Annotated in this window: 17 protein-coding genes; 6 read left to right on the top strand and 11 right to left on the bottom strand. The window is 43.4% G+C overall.

The features are described from left to right. Positions 1-44 precede the first annotated feature (44 nt). The 7 genes from AAFN85_RS18650 to AAFN85_RS18620 form a co-directional block, all read right to left on the bottom strand. The gene (locus AAFN85_RS18650; protein WP_347529121.1) at positions 45-443 is read right to left on the bottom strand and encodes a DUF1398 family protein; all 399 of its coding nucleotides are present in this window, start codon (positions 441-443) and stop codon (positions 45-47) included. Positions 444-454: 11 nt separating this feature from the next. Then, positions 455-1237 (bottom strand): indole-3-glycerol phosphate synthase TrpC, encoded by a 783-nt coding sequence (gene trpC / locus AAFN85_RS18645; protein ID WP_347529120.1) that lies wholly within the window; start codon positions 1235-1237, stop codon positions 455-457. A gap of 152 nt (positions 1238-1389) precedes the next feature. Then, positions 1390-1962, bottom strand: a complete 573-nt coding sequence (locus AAFN85_RS18640) for an aminodeoxychorismate/anthranilate synthase component II (protein ID WP_347529119.1) — start codon at positions 1960-1962, stop codon at positions 1390-1392. A 31-nt stretch (positions 1963-1993) separates the two neighbouring features. Then, on the bottom strand, positions 1994-3403 hold the full coding sequence (locus AAFN85_RS18635) for an anthranilate synthase component I family protein (protein ID WP_347529118.1): 1410 nt from the start codon (positions 3401-3403) through the stop codon (positions 1994-1996). 249 nt (positions 3404-3652) lie between these two features. Beyond that, positions 3653-4078 (bottom strand): cytochrome B, encoded by a 426-nt coding sequence (locus tag AAFN85_RS18630; RefSeq protein WP_347529117.1) that lies wholly within the window; start codon positions 4076-4078, stop codon positions 3653-3655. A 176-nt stretch (positions 4079-4254) separates the two neighbouring features. Continuing rightward, positions 4255-4686, bottom strand: coding sequence for a DUF6010 family protein (locus tag AAFN85_RS18625; protein ID WP_347529116.1), 432 nt, complete (start codon positions 4684-4686; stop codon positions 4255-4257). A 72-nt stretch (positions 4687-4758) separates the two neighbouring features. Further along, positions 4759-5484, bottom strand: coding sequence for a helix-turn-helix domain-containing protein (locus AAFN85_RS18620; protein WP_347529115.1), 726 nt, complete (start codon positions 5482-5484; stop codon positions 4759-4761). Between the two features lie 3 nt (positions 5485-5487). On the opposite strand from AAFN85_RS18620, the gene AAFN85_RS18615 reads away from it, so the two are divergent. After that, the gene (locus AAFN85_RS18615) at positions 5488-5670 is read left to right on the top strand and encodes a hypothetical protein (RefSeq protein ID WP_347529114.1); all 183 of its coding nucleotides are present in this window, start codon (positions 5488-5490) and stop codon (positions 5668-5670) included. 239 nt (positions 5671-5909) lie between these two features. Here the strand turns inward: AAFN85_RS18615 and AAFN85_RS18610 are convergent, their stop codons facing one another. Both AAFN85_RS18610 and pdhA read right to left on the bottom strand, forming a co-directional pair. Continuing rightward, the gene (locus AAFN85_RS18610; protein ID WP_347529113.1) at positions 5910-7568 is read right to left on the bottom strand and encodes a 2-oxo acid dehydrogenase subunit E2; all 1659 of its coding nucleotides are present in this window, start codon (positions 7566-7568) and stop codon (positions 5910-5912) included. Positions 7569-7704: 136 nt separating this feature from the next. Beyond that, a complete protein-coding gene (pdhA, locus tag AAFN85_RS18605) occupies positions 7705-8700 on the bottom strand; it encodes a pyruvate dehydrogenase (acetyl-transferring) E1 component subunit alpha (RefSeq protein WP_347529112.1) in 996 nt (331 codons plus the stop codon). A 468-nt stretch (positions 8701-9168) separates the two neighbouring features. On the opposite strand from pdhA, the gene AAFN85_RS18600 reads away from it, so the two are divergent. Next, positions 9169-9777, top strand: coding sequence for an NlpC/P60 family protein (locus tag AAFN85_RS18600; RefSeq protein WP_347529111.1), 609 nt, complete (start codon positions 9169-9171; stop codon positions 9775-9777). 64 nt (positions 9778-9841) lie between these two features. Continuing rightward, complete coding sequence (locus AAFN85_RS18595; RefSeq protein ID WP_347529110.1) at positions 9842-10972, top strand: CapA family protein; 1131 nt, start codon at positions 9842-9844, stop codon at positions 10970-10972. Positions 10973-11196: 224 nt separating this feature from the next. On the opposite strand, the gene AAFN85_RS18590 is transcribed toward AAFN85_RS18595, so the two are convergent. Further along, entirely contained in the window at positions 11197-11412 is a 216-nt protein-coding gene (locus tag AAFN85_RS18590; RefSeq protein WP_347529109.1) for a hypothetical protein, read from the bottom strand. A 67-nt stretch (positions 11413-11479) separates the two neighbouring features. On the opposite strand from AAFN85_RS18590, the gene AAFN85_RS18585 reads away from it, so the two are divergent. From AAFN85_RS18585 to dinB, 3 genes are all read left to right on the top strand, one after another. Then, positions 11480-12427: an SPFH domain-containing protein gene (locus tag AAFN85_RS18585; protein WP_347529108.1), complete on the top strand. Its 948-nt coding sequence runs from the start codon at positions 11480-11482 to the stop codon at positions 12425-12427. A gap of 24 nt (positions 12428-12451) precedes the next feature. Then, entirely contained in the window at positions 12452-13012 is a 561-nt protein-coding gene (locus tag AAFN85_RS18580; protein WP_347529107.1) for a DUF922 domain-containing protein, read from the top strand. A gap of 324 nt (positions 13013-13336) precedes the next feature. Next, on the top strand, positions 13337-14455 hold the full coding sequence (gene dinB, locus AAFN85_RS18575; protein WP_347529106.1) for a DNA polymerase IV: 1119 nt from the start codon (positions 13337-13339) through the stop codon (positions 14453-14455). 280 nt (positions 14456-14735) lie between these two features. On the opposite strand, the gene AAFN85_RS18570 is transcribed toward dinB, so the two are convergent. Beyond that, positions 14736-16562, bottom strand: coding sequence for an FAD-dependent oxidoreductase (locus AAFN85_RS18570; RefSeq protein ID WP_347529105.1), 1827 nt, complete (start codon positions 16560-16562; stop codon positions 14736-14738). Between the last annotated feature and the right edge of the window lie 90 nt (positions 16563-16652).

Below are 16652 nucleotides of genomic sequence, written 5' to 3'. Positions count from 1 at the left end.
AAAATACCCGGATAAGAAATTACCGGGCATTAAAGGTCTTTTTCTTAATATTTAATTTCCGGTATTGGTTCAGAAACCATTACCTGCCCTTTCAAATTGCAATAAGTACAGGTCATCAGGGAGGTATCTATCACCCATTTTTCTACCCCGGCATGGGCAACCTGCTTGCAAAAAGTATTAAAATCTGTTTGCCCCTGCTGATGAATGGTGATGATGTGACGTAATTCATCTGCCGAAGATCCGGTAGAAATACCCTGTTCGGGGTATTTGGATTCAGTAGCTATTACGTGGCTATTACCGCCGTAGTAAATGGTGCGGCCATTATCAACCCAAAACTCGTAGCGCAAAAGGCCCAGCCCTTTTATCTCATTAATATATGCCGGGAAATCAGCTCCTGTTTTTACTTTGCTATGTGCTGCTTTTAATTGTTGTTCGGTAAACATATATTGTGCATTTATAACAAAGCCACAAAATCGCGCATGGCTTGGCCGGGATCGGCCTGTTTCATAAAAGTTTCGCCGATAAGGAAACCGTTAAAACCTTCTAACTTAAGATGGCGGATAGTTTCAGGATCGCTGATAGCACTTTCCGAGATCTTTAAAAACTCGGCCGGGATATGTTTAGCCAGTTGGTACGATGTTTCTACAGATACAGTAAAATCGGCCAGGTTACGGTTGTTTACACCAATAGCATCCAGGTTAGGGTTGATGCTGCGCTCCAACTCTTCCAAATTATGTACCTCAAGCAATACATTCAAGCCGATGCTTTTAGCAAGTTTGGCCAGGGTATCTATCTCGGCAGGGGTAAGGATAGCGGCTATCAACAAAATGATATCGGCACCTAAAGCCTTTGCTTCTATCACCTGGTACTCATCTATCATAAAATCCTTGCGCAATACCGGGATGCTGTTTACCGACCGAGCTTTTTGCAAGTCGGCTTTGCGGCCCATAAAAAAGTTGCGATCGGTTAGTACCGATAGTGCTGATGCACCGGCAGCAGCGTAATCTGTAGTAACGGCACTCACTCTTACCTTATCATTAATGATACCTTTTGATGGTGATTTACGCTTAAACTCGGCGATAATACCGGTACGTGCCGGATCGAGCAGGAAATCTTTAAACGAATAAGTATCGCGATGAAAATATTCCGATTCTTCAAGCGCGATATACGATGTGCGTTTTTTGGCAGCAGCTACTTCTTTCTTTTTATTGGCAACTATTTTATCAAGTATGGTCATATTGGCCCATTTTTAAAATTTGTCATGTTGAGCGATAGCGAAACATCTTCTTCGCCCTGCAAATCCGCTATGCAAATCGAAGAAGATCCTTCGTTCCTCAGGATGACAATTGTATTAGCTTAATTTTTCAAAGTTATCATTATTCATCAAAACTAAGCCTTCAGCCAGTTTTGCATCATTTCTTTACCGTATTCAGTCAATATCGATTCCGGGTGGAACTGTACCCCACGTACATCGTACTCCTTATGGCTCAAAGCCATTATAGAATTATCAGCTTCATCAATAGCGGTAATATGCAATGAATCGGGCAAACCATTTTCACTCACCACCCACGAGTGGTAACGGCCAACTTTAAAGTTTTCGGGTAAGCCAACAAAAAGTTCTTCTTCATTATCGGTCACCTTAATGGGTGTAGCAATACCATGCATTGGTTGATTAAGGTTATGCAACTGCCCACCAAAAGCCTCGGCAATGGCCTGCTGACCTAAGCACACACCAAAAATGCTTTTGGTTGGCGCATATTTTTCGATCACATCCAGCAACAAACCCGCTTCAGATGGTATCCCCGGCCCTGGCGAAAGGATGATCTTATCAAAAGCATCCACATCCTCAATGGCAAACTGGTCGTTCCTCCAAACCTCACACTCCAGGCCAAGTTCGTTTACCAAATGCACCAGGTTATAGGTGAATGAATCGTAATTATCTATGATTAAAATATTTTTCATGTCTCTTTTCTAAAAATTCAACTAACCTCTATTACAACTCCTCCGCTAACTCAAACGCCCTTCTCAGCGCCGAGATCTTGGTATCCACCTCCCTTAATTCGCTTTCTGGAACCGATCCGGCTACAATGCCAGCGCCGGCCTGGTAGTGTAGCGTATTGTTTTTGCTGAGGAACGAGCGGATCATGATGGCGTGGTTAAAGTCACCATTAAAACCCAGGAAACCGATGGCTCCGCTGTAAAAGCTACGCTTGATGTTTTCATTTTCGTCGATGATCTCCATGGCACGGTATTTTGGAGCGCCACTTAGGGTACCTGCCGGGTAAGTGTCTGCCACTACCTTAAATGCCGATACACCAGGCTTCAGCTTGCCGCTAACGTGCGATACCAAGTGGATAAGATGCGAGTAGTACTGAACTTCTTTAAATGCCTTAACGGTCACATTCTCACAATGCCGGCTCAGGTCATTACGGGCCAGGTCAACCAGCATTACGTGTTCTGCCGATTCTTTAGGGTCATTCTCGAGGTTGCGGGCTATTTCGGCATCCTTTTCATCATCGCCGCTCCGTTTAAAGGTTCCGGCTATCGGGAAGATATTGGCTACATTATTTTTGATGGTGATCTGTGCCTCTGGTGATGAGCCGAAAATCCTGAAATCGCCAAAATCAAAGTAGAACAAATATGGAGATGGATTGATAGAGCGAAGCGCGCGGTAAACGTTAAACTCATCGCCCAAAAAAGTGCGGGAGAAAGCCCTTGAAGGCACTATTTGGAATACATCACCCCTGTAAATGTGCTGCTTCATTTTCTCTACTATAGCAATGAACTCGTCGCCGGTAAGGTTCGATTTTTCGTCGCCGTTGCTTTTGAAGCTGTACTCAGGAAAGTTTTTGTTTTTGATGAGGTATTCCAGTTTTTCGATCCCACCGTTGGTTGGAGCACCTTCGGGCTGGTTGTGGAATATGTATAGTTCGTTTTTAAAGTGATCGATGGCGATGATGTAGCGGTAAATATGGTACTGCATCACCGGGATCTGGCGGGTGGTATCGTCGCTTTGCTTTAGCTTGATGGTTTCGTAATGCTCAACCGCCTCGTGCGTAAAATAACCGAACAAACCGTTGGTGATCATTTTTAGCGGCAATGAATCTGTTTCGAAACTTCCGGTGAAACTATTGAGCTGCTCTATCAGATCGAAAGTTCCCGGCTCATGTGTTTCCTGGCTGCCATCTGGATAACTTTTTTTCAGCACACCGTTATTTAATACAATGCCGCTTAACGGTTCGCAGCAAATATAGCTGGCGCTGTTTTCACGGCTATGGTAATCCGAACTTTCCAGCAGCAGCGAATTGGGGAATACATCGCGCAGGCGCAGGTAAATGCTTACCGGGGTTGTGGTATCGGCAAGTAACTTTTTATAAGTAGTAACAATTTTAAATGTGCTCATGTTATAATTTCAAAATATCTTAAAACAAAAAAACCCGACGAATTGGGGTCGCCGGGTTTCCTATTTAGGTTCACAATTGATTAGTTGGTCTCTGATCAAAAAGCGCAAGCCGGCTGCCAATTTAATTGGTGCCACCAGCTGTTTTTATGTGTGTTTTTAATCATCGCGGTCACAAATTTATAAAGAAATTTGAATTGTCAAATTTTTTGTGAAATTATTTATTTGCTAAATCCTATTAGCTACATAGAATTACTTCGGGATAAGCACAATTGCCACCGAAATAAGGATCAAACCGATCAAATAAAACACTGCCACCGCTTTGTGTTTAGCCTCAGGCAGAGCAGCTTTCTTCGATTTGCTATGGCCGATAGTGATCAACGCGATAGCAATGATCATCATTACCCAATGCTCTACCGTCCAATAACGGGTTATAGGATTTTTCATGGTTTCTTTGCTGAACTGCACCATCGGACTAATGAAAAATAAAATGATGCCCAGCAAAAACTGTGTATGTACCGAGATCATGGCAAACAGGTTCAGTTTGCGGTTACCCTCGCCATAAGGCCTTTTGCTTAGCCAGCCCATAAAAGCGCGTACAATGGCCAGCAATACTAAAACGATAACAATGTACCTGAAACCTGAATGGGCTTCTTTAAAAAAGCTATAAAGTGTCATACCTCAAAATTTGCCGTGAATATACACATATCGGTCTTTGATGTCATTAGGTCATTGTGTCATTTTTTTGTAGGGATGCAGGGGTTTGTGCAATGATCAGTACAAAATATTATAAAACATGTCATTGCGAGGAGCCGTGCGGAATTGTGCGAAGGGGGCGACGCGGCAATCGCAAACTATGCAGATTGGCCAACACCGATAACCTTATTTTTTTGAAATATTCGAAAAACAGGAGGGGCTCCTAAATAAAACCAAATTGCCAGAACGCTATCACAAATGGCACAACCCTGAGATGATGACGGCGCGAAAACAATGATAGGATGGCCATACAAGTGATGTAAAATATCCCAGCAGGTATGCAGCAACCAGCCCAGGGCAATAAACTTGTAATTGCTCAGTCCCTGGTAGGCAACAAATAACATTAACGGACCGAAGGGAAATTCCCACACACCAAATCCTCCGCTCCAATAAACAGCTCCCGCTGCGGCGATGCCCAAAGCGTTAATTTTTTGCCGGTATGGTTCTTTTACAAATGAAAATATTAAAATAATTACCAGTGCAATAAGCACAGGCATAACAAAAGGTAAAATTGAATTTGGGTTGATCATAACGTATAATTTTATGAGTCCAAATTTCGTTTTCCATCAAAATGCCTGTCAGGACAAATCCGTCCATTTATTTCAATAATCAATCCTTTTCCTGTAATCTAACGGTGTTATGCCGGTGTATTTTTTAAAGAAACGACTAAAATAGGTAACGTCGGCAAATCCGGTTTCTACTGCAACCTCGCTAATTGTTGAGTTGGTGGAGTTGAGGTAAATTTTCACCTCCAGCAAAAGAGCTTCGGCTATCCACTGCTTGGTAGATCTTCCGGTTTCTTTTCGTAAAATCTTATTTAAATGATTGGGGGTAACACATAGTAAATCGGCATAATAACCGGCCTTGTGCTGTGTTCTGAAGTGTTGAAGCAAAAGTAATTTGAAACGGGTTGCCAATTCCAATTGCGACGATGCTCGACCAACATCTTTTGTTTCACTTACAAGCAATTCAAAAATAACACTCAATAAATAAACCCGGATCAATTGATGTGCACCCAGCCCGGATGCAGTATAAAGTTGCAGCATCCTTGATAAATTAAGATGAATACAGGCAGATTGCTGATCGGTAGGTGTGAAACGATTCTTTCCTGAAATATCAAGATGCCTCAAAGGATAGGCGTCATTTGAGGTTATTGGGCTGTGATGTAAAAACTCATCATTAAATGAGCATAAAAACCCGGTATTGATATCCAACGTATCAAAGGAGAACACCTGTCCCGTCGGTACTAATAATACCTCTCCGGCTTTAATTTGATGCTCCACACCATTGATCCTCATATTGGCAATTGCGCTTGTTAGGTAGATCATTGTATGAACAGAAACCCGGGAAGGCGGGACAGGCAACTTCATCCGGCAAAGCATATCTTCAACCTTTGTGATAAAAAAATGTTGGTATCCCGCTTTGAGGAACCCGGCAGGGAACTCATTACGGTGGGTATGAAGATCGATGAAAGCATCTGGTTGGTAAGTGTTGATCATCCGCATTATGATTAAAAGATTATTTTTTAACGCTGACGATCTGCCGTGAAATTTATTTTAATCTAAATCACTCCTGTACATGTTCTTCAGGGGGAGCTTAAGTTGAAAACTTAAGCTATTGTACACCACGGGTTACGCTATCGCTAAACCCGCGGCAGATTTTTAATTTTTATTGTGTACAAAAAAAGCGATGAGCCTAAACCCATCGCTTTTCAAAATCCGAAATGGAAAATCCGAAATCCGAAATCAATAAATTATATCAACAGCCTTACCGGCTCTTCTAATAATTGTTTAAGTGTTTGCAAGAAGGCAGCAGCTGTAGCACCGTCAACCACGCGGTGGTCGGCGCTCAGGGTTACCTTCATTACGTTACCAGGTACTACGGCACCATTTTTAACAACCGGAACAGCCTGGATACCGCTTACAGCAAGGATACAAGCATTTGGTGTGTTAATGATAGCAGTAAACTCGTCAACGCCAAACATACCTAAGTTTGAAATGGTGAAGGTTGAGCCTTCCATTTCGGCTGGTTGTAATTTTTTAGATTTTGCTTTACCGGCAAACTCTTTCACTTCAACCGAGATGTGGCTTAGTGATTTACCATCGGCAAATTTGATAACCGGTACCAATAAACCTTCATCAACCGCAACAGCTACACCAACGTGAACGTGCTCGTTAGTGCGGATCTTATCACCCAGGAATGATGAGTTGATAGCCGGGTGCTGACGCAATGCAACAGCACAAGCTTTAACTACAAAATCGTTAAATGAAATTTTAACCGGGGCAACCTCATTCATACGGTTACGGGCAGTAATTGCCTGATCCATATCAATGCTCATGGTTACGTAGAAATGCGGAGCAGTGAACAAGCTTTCGCTTAAGCGACGGCTGATAGCTTTACGCATTTGAGTAACAGGCCTTTCGCTAAATTTCTCTTCACCTGTAAAGGTTGGCAACACGATAGCTGCTTTTGCCGGCGCGGCAGACGGAGCAGCGGCAGGCGCAGCTTCGGCAGCAGGTGCAGCAGCTTTAGCAGATGGTGTATATTCCTCAACATCTTTTTTAATGATGCGGCCGCCTTCGGCGCTGCCTTTTACATCATTAAGGTTGATGCCTTTATCTTTAGCTATTTTACGTGCTAATGGAGATGCTTTTACGCGGCTGTCATCTGAAGATGAGCTTTCAGTTTCGGCAGCGGCAGTTGGTGCAGCTTCTGATTTTGCTTCGGCAGCAGGTGCAGCAGCTTCAGCGGCAGGGGCCGAACCACCATCCTGTAATAACGGGGTGATATCAGTACCTTCTTTACCTACAATGGCAATAATACCATTTACCTGTGCAGCTTCGCCTTCTTTTACGCCTATGTATAATAAAGTACCAGCTTCGTAACCCACAACTTCCATGGTAGCTTTATCGGTAGCCACATCAGCCAGTGAATCATCAGCTTTTACTTTATCGCCAACTTTAAAGTTCCATTTTTCGATGGTGCCTTCGGTCATGGTATCGCTAAGCAACGGCATGCGGATAACCGTAGCCGGGATGCTCGACAGATCAACCTTTGCAGCAGCTGGTGCCGGAGTAGCGGCAGGTGCTTTATCAGCTACCGGGGCAGCTTCTTTAGCAGGTTCTGCAGCAGGGGCGCTTCCAGCCTGGTCAAGCAATGATTTGTAATCTTCGCCCTCTTTACCTAAAACGGCAATAACGGCATCAACCGGGGCAGCGGCACCTTCCTGTATACCGATATACAGCAGGGTACCATCCTGGTACGATTCAAAATCCATGGTAGCTTTATCGGTTTCAATCTCGGCCAATACATCGCCCGATTTTACCTTATCGCCAACTTTTTTATGCCATTTAGCCAATACCCCTTCGGTCATGGTATCGCTCATCTTAGGCATTTTTACTACTTCGGCCATATACTATTTATATGTGTTTAATTTTTTAGTACTTCTTTGTGGAAAATCCCAAATCAAAAGTCGATAGCCTAAAGTCATTTACACAACTAAAAACATTCGGCTCAAGACTTAGAACTTAAGACTTCCGACTTAAAACTTAGTCCCTGATGTAAGGATAATCTTCCTGAACATATACATCGGTATATAATTCAGAAGCCTCAGGCCATGGTGACTCTTCGGCAAATTGAACTGCTTCGTCAACTATAGCCTTGATCTTAGCATCCATTTCGTCAAACCATGCTTCATCAGCATATTTTTGATCAAGGATGGTTTGTTTGGTAGCCTCAAGAGGATCTTTCGCTTTGTAGCTTTCCAACTCCTCTTTAGTACGATATTTTTGAGGATCGGACATTGAGTGACCTTTGAAACGGTAAGTACGCATTTCAAGGAAGGTTGGGCCTTCGCCGGCACGTGCACGCTGAACGGCTTCGTCCATTGCTACGTGTACAGCTGCCGGATCCATACCATCAACTGGTGATGAAGGGATACCGTAAGGCAGACCTAATTTGTAGATATCAGTTTGAGCTGTAGTACGTTCAACCGAAGTACCCATGGCGTAACCATTGTTTTCGCAAACAAAAATTACCGGCAATTTCCAAAGAGCAGCCATGTTAAAAGTTTCGGTAAGAGCACCCTGGCGTACTGCACCATCACCCATATAAGCGATGTTTACAAACTCGGTACCTTTATATTTTTCGGCGAAAGCGATACCGGCACCCAGTGGTACCTGACCGCCCACAATACCGTGACCACCGTAAAAATTCTTTTCTTTATCAAACATGTGCATAGATCCACCTTTGCCTTTTGAGCAGCCGGTAGCTTTACCATACATCTCGGCCATAATGGCTTTAGGGGTTACACCTTTAGCAAGCGCATGAGCATGGTCGCGATAAGCGGTGATCAAGCTGTCTTCAGGTTTAATTACAGACATAGCTCCGGCCAAAACAGCCTCCTGCCCAATATATAAGTGGCAAAAGCCCCTTATTTTTTGCTGTCCGTATAACTGCCCTGTTTTTTCTTCAAACCTGCGCATCAACAGTATCTGTTCATACCACATCAGGTAAGTGTCCTTAGTTATTTCGATTGAACTCATGTATTAAACAACCTTTTTGGAGTAAAGCGCAAATCTAATTATATCCTGCAAATTATCGAAACATCAGGCAATTTGTTGCAAAATTTTATTTGGCGGAAAACCGGGTTGTGTCAAATGAACAATTTATCCCAATATAAGTTTGGCACAACGAAACTATGCCAAATAAAACTTAAAAAATATTCACCACAGGGCAATAAATTATCGTTGCACGAAGTTTTAGAAATATTGTTTTTGCTTTTTATGGCGAAAAAGCAACGAAATAATTACAACTAAATTACATTGAGACGCGTACAAAAGCCTGTTTTCTAAACGAATGTGTATTATTACACACTTTTTTATCTTTTTCGAAAAAAAAGCATCATTTATTTGCAAATAAAGAAAATATAAATAGTTTTGTAGAGAACGATAGACATAGTGTCTTTTTTAATAAACAATTTGTTGACCCTACGCAACAAACAAACTGATTAAATGAAGAAATTTGCCCTGGCTATTGCCCTTATTTTCAGCGTCGTGGCTTCGCAAGCCCAAACAAAAAGTGTAGCAAGTACAACTGATGACAGCAAAGACGACCAGGAAAGTTTAGGTAAAGCGTATTTTTCCCAAATTATGGGAGTTGCTTTATCTGCCACCTCAAACATGAAATTATTTCACTTCGTTTACGATTGGATAGGCACTCCCTACCATTTTGGCGGAAGCTCAAGAAGAGGCATTGACTGCTCTGCTTTCACCAAAGAGTTGTATAGCGAAGTTTTCAACTTAGACATTAAACGAAACTCGCGTGATATTTTTAGCATGGTTAACCCTGTTGCTAAAGATGAGTTAAAAGAAGGCGACTTAGTTTTCTTTAAAATTCACAGCCGCAGCATTTCGCATGTGGGTATTTATTTAGGCAATAACAAATTTGCGCATGCATCATCAAAAGGTGTAGCAATAGGCAGTTTGGATGATGCTTATTACAGCCGCTACTTTTATAAAGGCGGCAGATTGTTAGCCTCGTTTAAAAACGAGTTTAAAGGTTCGGCATCCACGGCGGGTAACAACGATATGGGCGACGACGTTGACGAAAGTAAAAACTAAACGATTTTAAATTAATTCTATAATTTAGTCTCTTCATTAATTAATGAGGGGATTTTTTTTTGTAATGAGATCTTATTTATTCGCAGCCGCCTGCATGGCGCTGTTTTTACAGGCGTGTAACCATCCACCCAATAAAAAAACAGTACTAAGCCCGGCTCCCAAACCTAAACCCGATACCACAATAGCAGCAACCCCGGTTGCTCCTCCGTCCGACTCCATAACTATAGCCGCCGTTGGTGATATGATGCTCGGAACATCTTACCCTAATAATTACACTTTACCGCCCGATAGCGCTAAAAACAGTTTCAGCGTAATAGCGGATGAACTTCGCAATGCCAACGTGACCTTCGGTAACCTGGAAGGCAGCCTGCTTGACGGCGGTAGTCCCGCGCATTATAAATTGCATCAAAAAAGTAAAGCATATCTATTCAGGATGCCTACTGCCTATGCCGGCGTTTTTAAAGATGCCGGCTTCGATGTGCTGAGCCTTGCCAATAATCATATTGGCGATTTTGGAGATACCGGTCGCGTAAGTACTATGCGTGTTTTGGACAGCATCGGCATTAACTATGGTGGATTGCTAAGCCATCCAAGTACAGTGTTTGAACGCAACGGCGTTAAATATGGCTTTTGCTCATTCGCGCCGAATGCTAATACCTTGCCTATTCTTAACCCGCCTAACGCTGCCAAAATTATCAGCGAGTTAAAACAGCGTTGTGATATCCTCATTGTATCGTTTCATGGCGGAGGCGAGGGTGTGGGCTACGAGCATGTTCCTTTTGCTATGGAATCCTTCATTAGCGAAAAGCGTGGCGATGTACATGCTTTTGCCCATAATGCCATTGATGCCGGTGCCGATGTAATTTTCGGTAACGGACCGCACGTAAGCCGGGCTATGGAGGTTTATAAAAACAGATTGATAGCTTATAGCCTTGGCAATTTCTGTACTTACAAAAGTGTGAGCGTATCGGGTGTTTGCGGACTGGCCCCTTTGCTTAAAGTACACCTGAATAAAAAAGGTGAGTTTTTGAATGGCAAGATCATATCCTTAAGGCAGGATCATAGCAAAGGACTGGAGGTTGATACGCTTAACCGAGCAGCTGTTAGGATCAAGCAATTAACGGAGACCGATTTTCCTGATGCGGGGTTGGTGATTTCTGATACGGGGGAGGTGAGTTTGGCTCCGGCTATTTAAGCGGATACACAGTTCAATAACAATAATTCAGCTTTTGGTCGGTATTTTCACCGTACCACTTTTATATCCTCCAAATACTATCACCACCCGTAATCATGTGGTGCGGTGAAAACACCGACCATAGGCTTTAACCCTGTTTGCATTTATTTTCTGATACTTTTCTACCCTCTTTGCGGCTTGCCGTAGAGAGGGTGGTCCAGCGAAGCGCAGACCGGGTGAGTAGACTATGCAGCCTCATCCTTTGTATTCCGCACCAAACTAATCCCTGTTGTAAAAAAGATCAACGAAATAATACCTATTACCACCATAGTGGTTACCTGAGCGCTATGGTTAATGATAGCGATACCTGTATAAATCAGACCAACTATACCGAGCACGGTCAAGATGGTTCCGAAAGTACGTTTTAAGTTCATGGCAGATGTGCTGTTTTTTATAAGCATTTTTTAAAAAACAAATAACACACCAATAATTAGTACTACTTTTATTTTAAACTAATAAACCAAAGCCATGCCCGAATCATTAGGATCATTTGTAGGAATAATAATTTTTGTAGCAATCCTTATAGGGATTTTCAGTTCGTTTGTGTCTGTAAAACAGGGCACAATAGTAGTTATTACCGTATTTGGCAAGTACCGCCGCATCCTTACACCGGGACTTAACTTCAAGATCCCTTTTATAGAAAGCATTTACTCTAAGATCTCTATCCAAAACCGCTCTGTCGAGCTGGAGTTCCAGGCCGTAACTTATGATCAGGCCAATGTTTACTTTAAGGCGATGCTTTTGTATTCAGTACTGGATCAGCAGGAAGAAACCATTAAAAACGTAGCCTTTAAATTTGTTGATGAACGCAACCTGATGCAGGCCCTAATCCGTACGGTTGAAGGCTCCATCCGTGCCTTCGTGGCCACCAAACGCCAAAGCGAAGTATTGATTTTACGCCGTGATATTGTTGAGCACGTAAAAGAACAGTTGGACCAGATATTGGAAACATGGGGCTATCATCTGCAAGATCTGCAATTGAATGATATCACTTTTGATGATGTAATCATGAAATCGATGAGCCAGGTAGTGGCGTCAAACAACCTGAAAGCCGCTGCTGAAAACGAAGGCCAGGCTCTGCTCATTACCAAAACCAAAGCTGCTGAGGCCGAGGGTAACGCCATTAAAATTTCGGCACAGGCCGAGCGTGAGGCTGCGCAATTACGTGGCCAGGGTATCGCCTTATTCCGTGAGGAAGTTGCCCGCGGTATGACCGTAGCTGCCAAAGAAATGGCCGAAGCCAACATGGATACCTCGGTGATATTATTCACCATGTGGACAGAATCGATCAAACACTTTTCTGAAAACTCGAAAGGCAATGTTATTTTCCTTGATGGCTCAACCGATCAGATGCAACATACGTTAAAAGAAATGATGGCTTTAAACCTTTTACATAATGACAACGTCAAAAAGTAAAAGTTTGAAACCGCCATTTTTTAAATGAAAAAACATATTGTGAAAGAGATAGGCCTTGCGGCCATGTGTGTTTTAACGATGATAACAACGGCTTCGGCACAATCGTCATTTCATCAGCTTACCGCCAATGATTTTTGGGGAACGCCGCGGGCTAATGCCGGCGGCGTTGTTGCATATACCAACTGCACTATCGATTATCGTTATCAGGCACAGCGAGAGCGTGGAGGCTATCGGCTCAATTTCAACATCCGGCTTATCCTCAATAATAATAAATCGTGGCTTGATAAAAGCAGGGTAAGTACCCCGCAGCAAATGACCGAGATACTGAAGCATGAGCAGGGCCATTATACCATAGCCTTTTTAGAACAGCAGGAGTTATTACGTACCGTAAGCCGGATGCGCTTTAGCAGCAACTACAACTATGAGGCGATGGCTGTTTTTAACCGGATAGATGCCAAGTACAAACAGCTTAATTCGGATTATGATGAGGATACTGCCCACATGCAGGATAGGGTACAGCAACATAGCTGGGATATGTATTTTCAGAAAAAGCTTCGGTTTTTGCCAGAGGATACCGAGAGTTAAAGAAGGGTTTGCTGTCGCAAACGGTATGCTATTAAGTTGATAGATTTAAGGGTTGCGCCAGAGGTGCAAAAGGTTTGTAGAAATAGAACAGGCAAATTTTCAGTGTGCCAGAGGTACACAACCACGGTGTTCCGTACCTCTGGCACGACTAATCAAGCTGCATATTTTGCTACAAACCTGTTCCCCCCTCTGGGGGATTTTCTCAACTAACTTCTACGTTCAGGCGTCCACGCTTACATATCGTATAATTCAAGCTTGACGTTTGAACATGCAATTGCTCTGACTCTTTTATACTTTAACTGGCCTATATTTGCTATTATCCCCATGGCCGATCAATCATCCACAACCCACCGTAAAATAATCCATATTGATATGGACGCATTTTACGCGTCGGTTGAGCAGCGAGATTTTCCGGAATACCGTGGCAAACCTTTGGTAGTTGGCGGTTTGCCCGAGGGGCGGGGCGGCGTGGTAGCTACCGCGAGTTATGAAGCCCGGAAGTTCGGGATCCGGTCGGCTATGTCATCTAAAAAAGCATTGCAGCTTTGTCCGCATGCTTTGTTTGTGCGGCCGCGGTTTAATGTTTATCGGGAGGTATCGCAGCATATCCGGGAGATCTTTAGCCGTTATACCGATCTGATCGAACCGCTTTCGCTCGATGAGGCTTATTTGGATGTAACACAGGATAAACAAGACATAGGCTCGGCCATTGAGATCGCACAGCTCATCAAACAGGCTATTAAAGACGAACTCCAGCTTACCGCTTCAGCTGGAGTTTCTATCAATAAATTCGTTGCCAAAATAGCTTCAGATATCAATAAGCCCGATGGCTTGAAGTTCATCGGCCCATCAAGTATCGAGGCTTTTATGGAGCAATTACCGGTAGATAAATTTTTCGGCGTGGGCAAGGTAACCGCGCAAAAAATGAAGCAAATGGGCCTGCATACGGGTGCCGACTTAAAACGCCTGGAAGAAACCGAACTGGTAAAGCATTTTGGCAAGGTAGGCCGCTTTTACTACCAGATAGTACGCGGCATCGATAACCGCGAGGTACAGCCTCACCGCGAAACAAAATCGATGGGAGCCGAGGATACTTTTGCGTATGACCTCACCACTATTGAAGAGATGGAGGCCGAACTGGATAAGATCGCGCTAACCGTACATAACAGGTTACTGAAATATGAGCTGAAAGGCCGTACCGTTACCCTCAAAGTAAAGTATCATGATTTTAAGCAGATCACCCGTAATCAATCTTTTCCTTCGCCGATAAACGATCTTGAAACTATCAGCAACACGGCTAAGCAATTAATGGCGGCTACGGGTGTGGAGGATGTTAAAGTTCGATTATTGGGGATTTCGCTTTCTAATTTTGGCGAAGTTTCGGTTAAACAACGGGATTATAAAGAATTGGGGCCGGGAGATCAGTTGGAATTGGAATTGTAAAGCTTTGAACCCGGAAGCAGGATGCTTCCGTCAGTTTAGGTCGAAGTTACGCTATCGCTAAACTTCGACCAGATTATCACATATGACATTCGCCCATTTGTCATGCTGAGGCACGAAGCATCTTCTTCGCTCTGTATAGCGGCCATTCCTGATGAAGAAGATCCTTCGCTATCGCTCAGGATGACGACGCTTTTTTAACTTTTCATGGGTAGTAATAACACGGTTATAGAAGTCAGACTTACGAAGTTTTTGAAACTTCGTAAGTCTGAATCCCTTAGTTTTAATTCACCATCCGCCCCGCAATATCCACAGTACGTGCAAAGGGATTAAAATACCTATTAGCCAAAATAGCAAACTCCCTGCGGGTTACAGGCCGTTTCAAATCAAAATCCGAACTGAATTTATATTGATTTTTCCAGGCTTTTTGCATGCCTATCTCCAATGTGTGCGGATCTGTTAGTGTGGTTTCGCTGATAAATGAAAGAAGGTTACCAATAGTAAATACCGGACCTGGTTTCTCCCTATTAAACCATAAAAACGCACGGGTGTAAACTTCTTTCAGCACCGGCTCAACCTCGGCGGTAGCCACCAATGAATCAGGTTGAAACAATAACCTGGCGGTATTTCTATCAGCTTTTTGCACTCCTTTTAATAAGCCCGAAGCACCGATCTGCTGTATCGCCCTGAAATAAGGATCGGCTGGCTTGATATCCGAAAATGGCATAATCCAGGCTTTGAAATCCAATAGTTCGCCCTGTATTATTCGCACATTAAGGTTTTGCGTAGTAGTTTTAAAAAACGCGCAGAAAGCTGCCGTAGCGCCCGCACCTTGCCCTATGGCCATTTGTACCGAAGGGTACATGGTACTGGCATTTACCAAATGCGTTACCGACATGGCTTTCTCGGTTATTAATAAATTATCCAGATCTTTTAAAACAATAGCCCCCAGCGGAACACCGTAAGCCGGGAACGATTGGTAATCAACCAACGGCACACCTTCTCCTGTATAATGCTGACCGGGATATGCATCGCCAACAGCAATGGCCGTACGGTAAAGTTTCGATTCGCGGCTGTATGGTTTATAAATATCATCAAGCATCATCCTTATTAAACCCTTTGTCGCACGGCCTGCTTCGCGCAGATATGCGGTGTAAGGCAGATGATCTGGCGTAATGAAGCCATCATCAATACCGAGGTTTTTATAGCCAAGCTCGGTTTGTAAATAGTATATCAAGCCTAAAGTATGCAGGCGGGCTTTGGTGTAAAAAGCGTCCCGATTTTCGGGTTTAAGATCAGTAGTTGTAACAGGGAATTGATTACCGCAATCGGCCCATTTTATCACATACTTATCATTGGGTAGCCGGCCATCAGTAAGTAGCTGTTTGATGTTTTTAGTCTTTAGGCAGGCGTATTGGCTTGCATCATATCCTTCTGGTTGGGCAATGGTTTTATCTGCCTGGCTGCCATAATCTTTCAAAATAGCTATCCAACTCAGATCCTGCACCCGCGATGAGCCTTCTGTAGCCAGTGTTTCGCCTGTTTCTTTTTTGCTGTCGAAACCATAGGTGTAAACTTCGCCGGCCTTGGCGGCTACATCGCCGGTTTCGGTGGCATCAATAACTACTTTGGCTTTAATGATGGTTGCTCGACCGTCTATGGTGGCGCTTACATCCCAACCGGCACCATCTTTTTTTATGCCGATAAAAGGGCTGTTTAATTTAACAGTGAGGTTTTTTACCGTATCAGTAATTTTTTTGAGGATGGCTGCCCCGGTGTAAGGTTCAAACCTTAACGTGGCGTTATAAGCAGTATCATAACCCGGAGCTTTGGCGTAAAACTCACGTACCCTGCGCCTAAACTCGCCCCAAATACCGGTTGGCAAATTGCGGTTCCCTTCAACTACACACATCCCTCCCGAGGTTAGGCTACCACCCAACCAAGGGCCTTGCTCAATCAGCATGGTTTTTAATTTGCTACGGGCACCCTGTATGGCTGCCGCCGTTCCGCTGGCGGTGCCGCCTACCACTAATATGTCGGTCTTGATAGTTTCGGCGAAGGATAGCGTACCGTTAAAAATTAAAAGTACAAGCAGTAACTTTTTTATCATCAGTTAAATTAACAATCTGTAAAACGCTAAAATAGGCTAAAAGCTTGTGGCAGTATAAAATTATAGCTACTTTAAATTTTTTTAACATTT

The sequence above is a fragment of the Mucilaginibacter sp. CAU 1740 genome (assembly GCF_039839285.1).
In the GTDB taxonomy this organism is placed as follows: Bacteria; Bacteroidota; Bacteroidia; order Sphingobacteriales; family Sphingobacteriaceae; genus Mucilaginibacter.
Note: the sequence above shows the minus strand (reverse complement) of the source record. Positions and strands in the feature narration are given on the sequence as shown.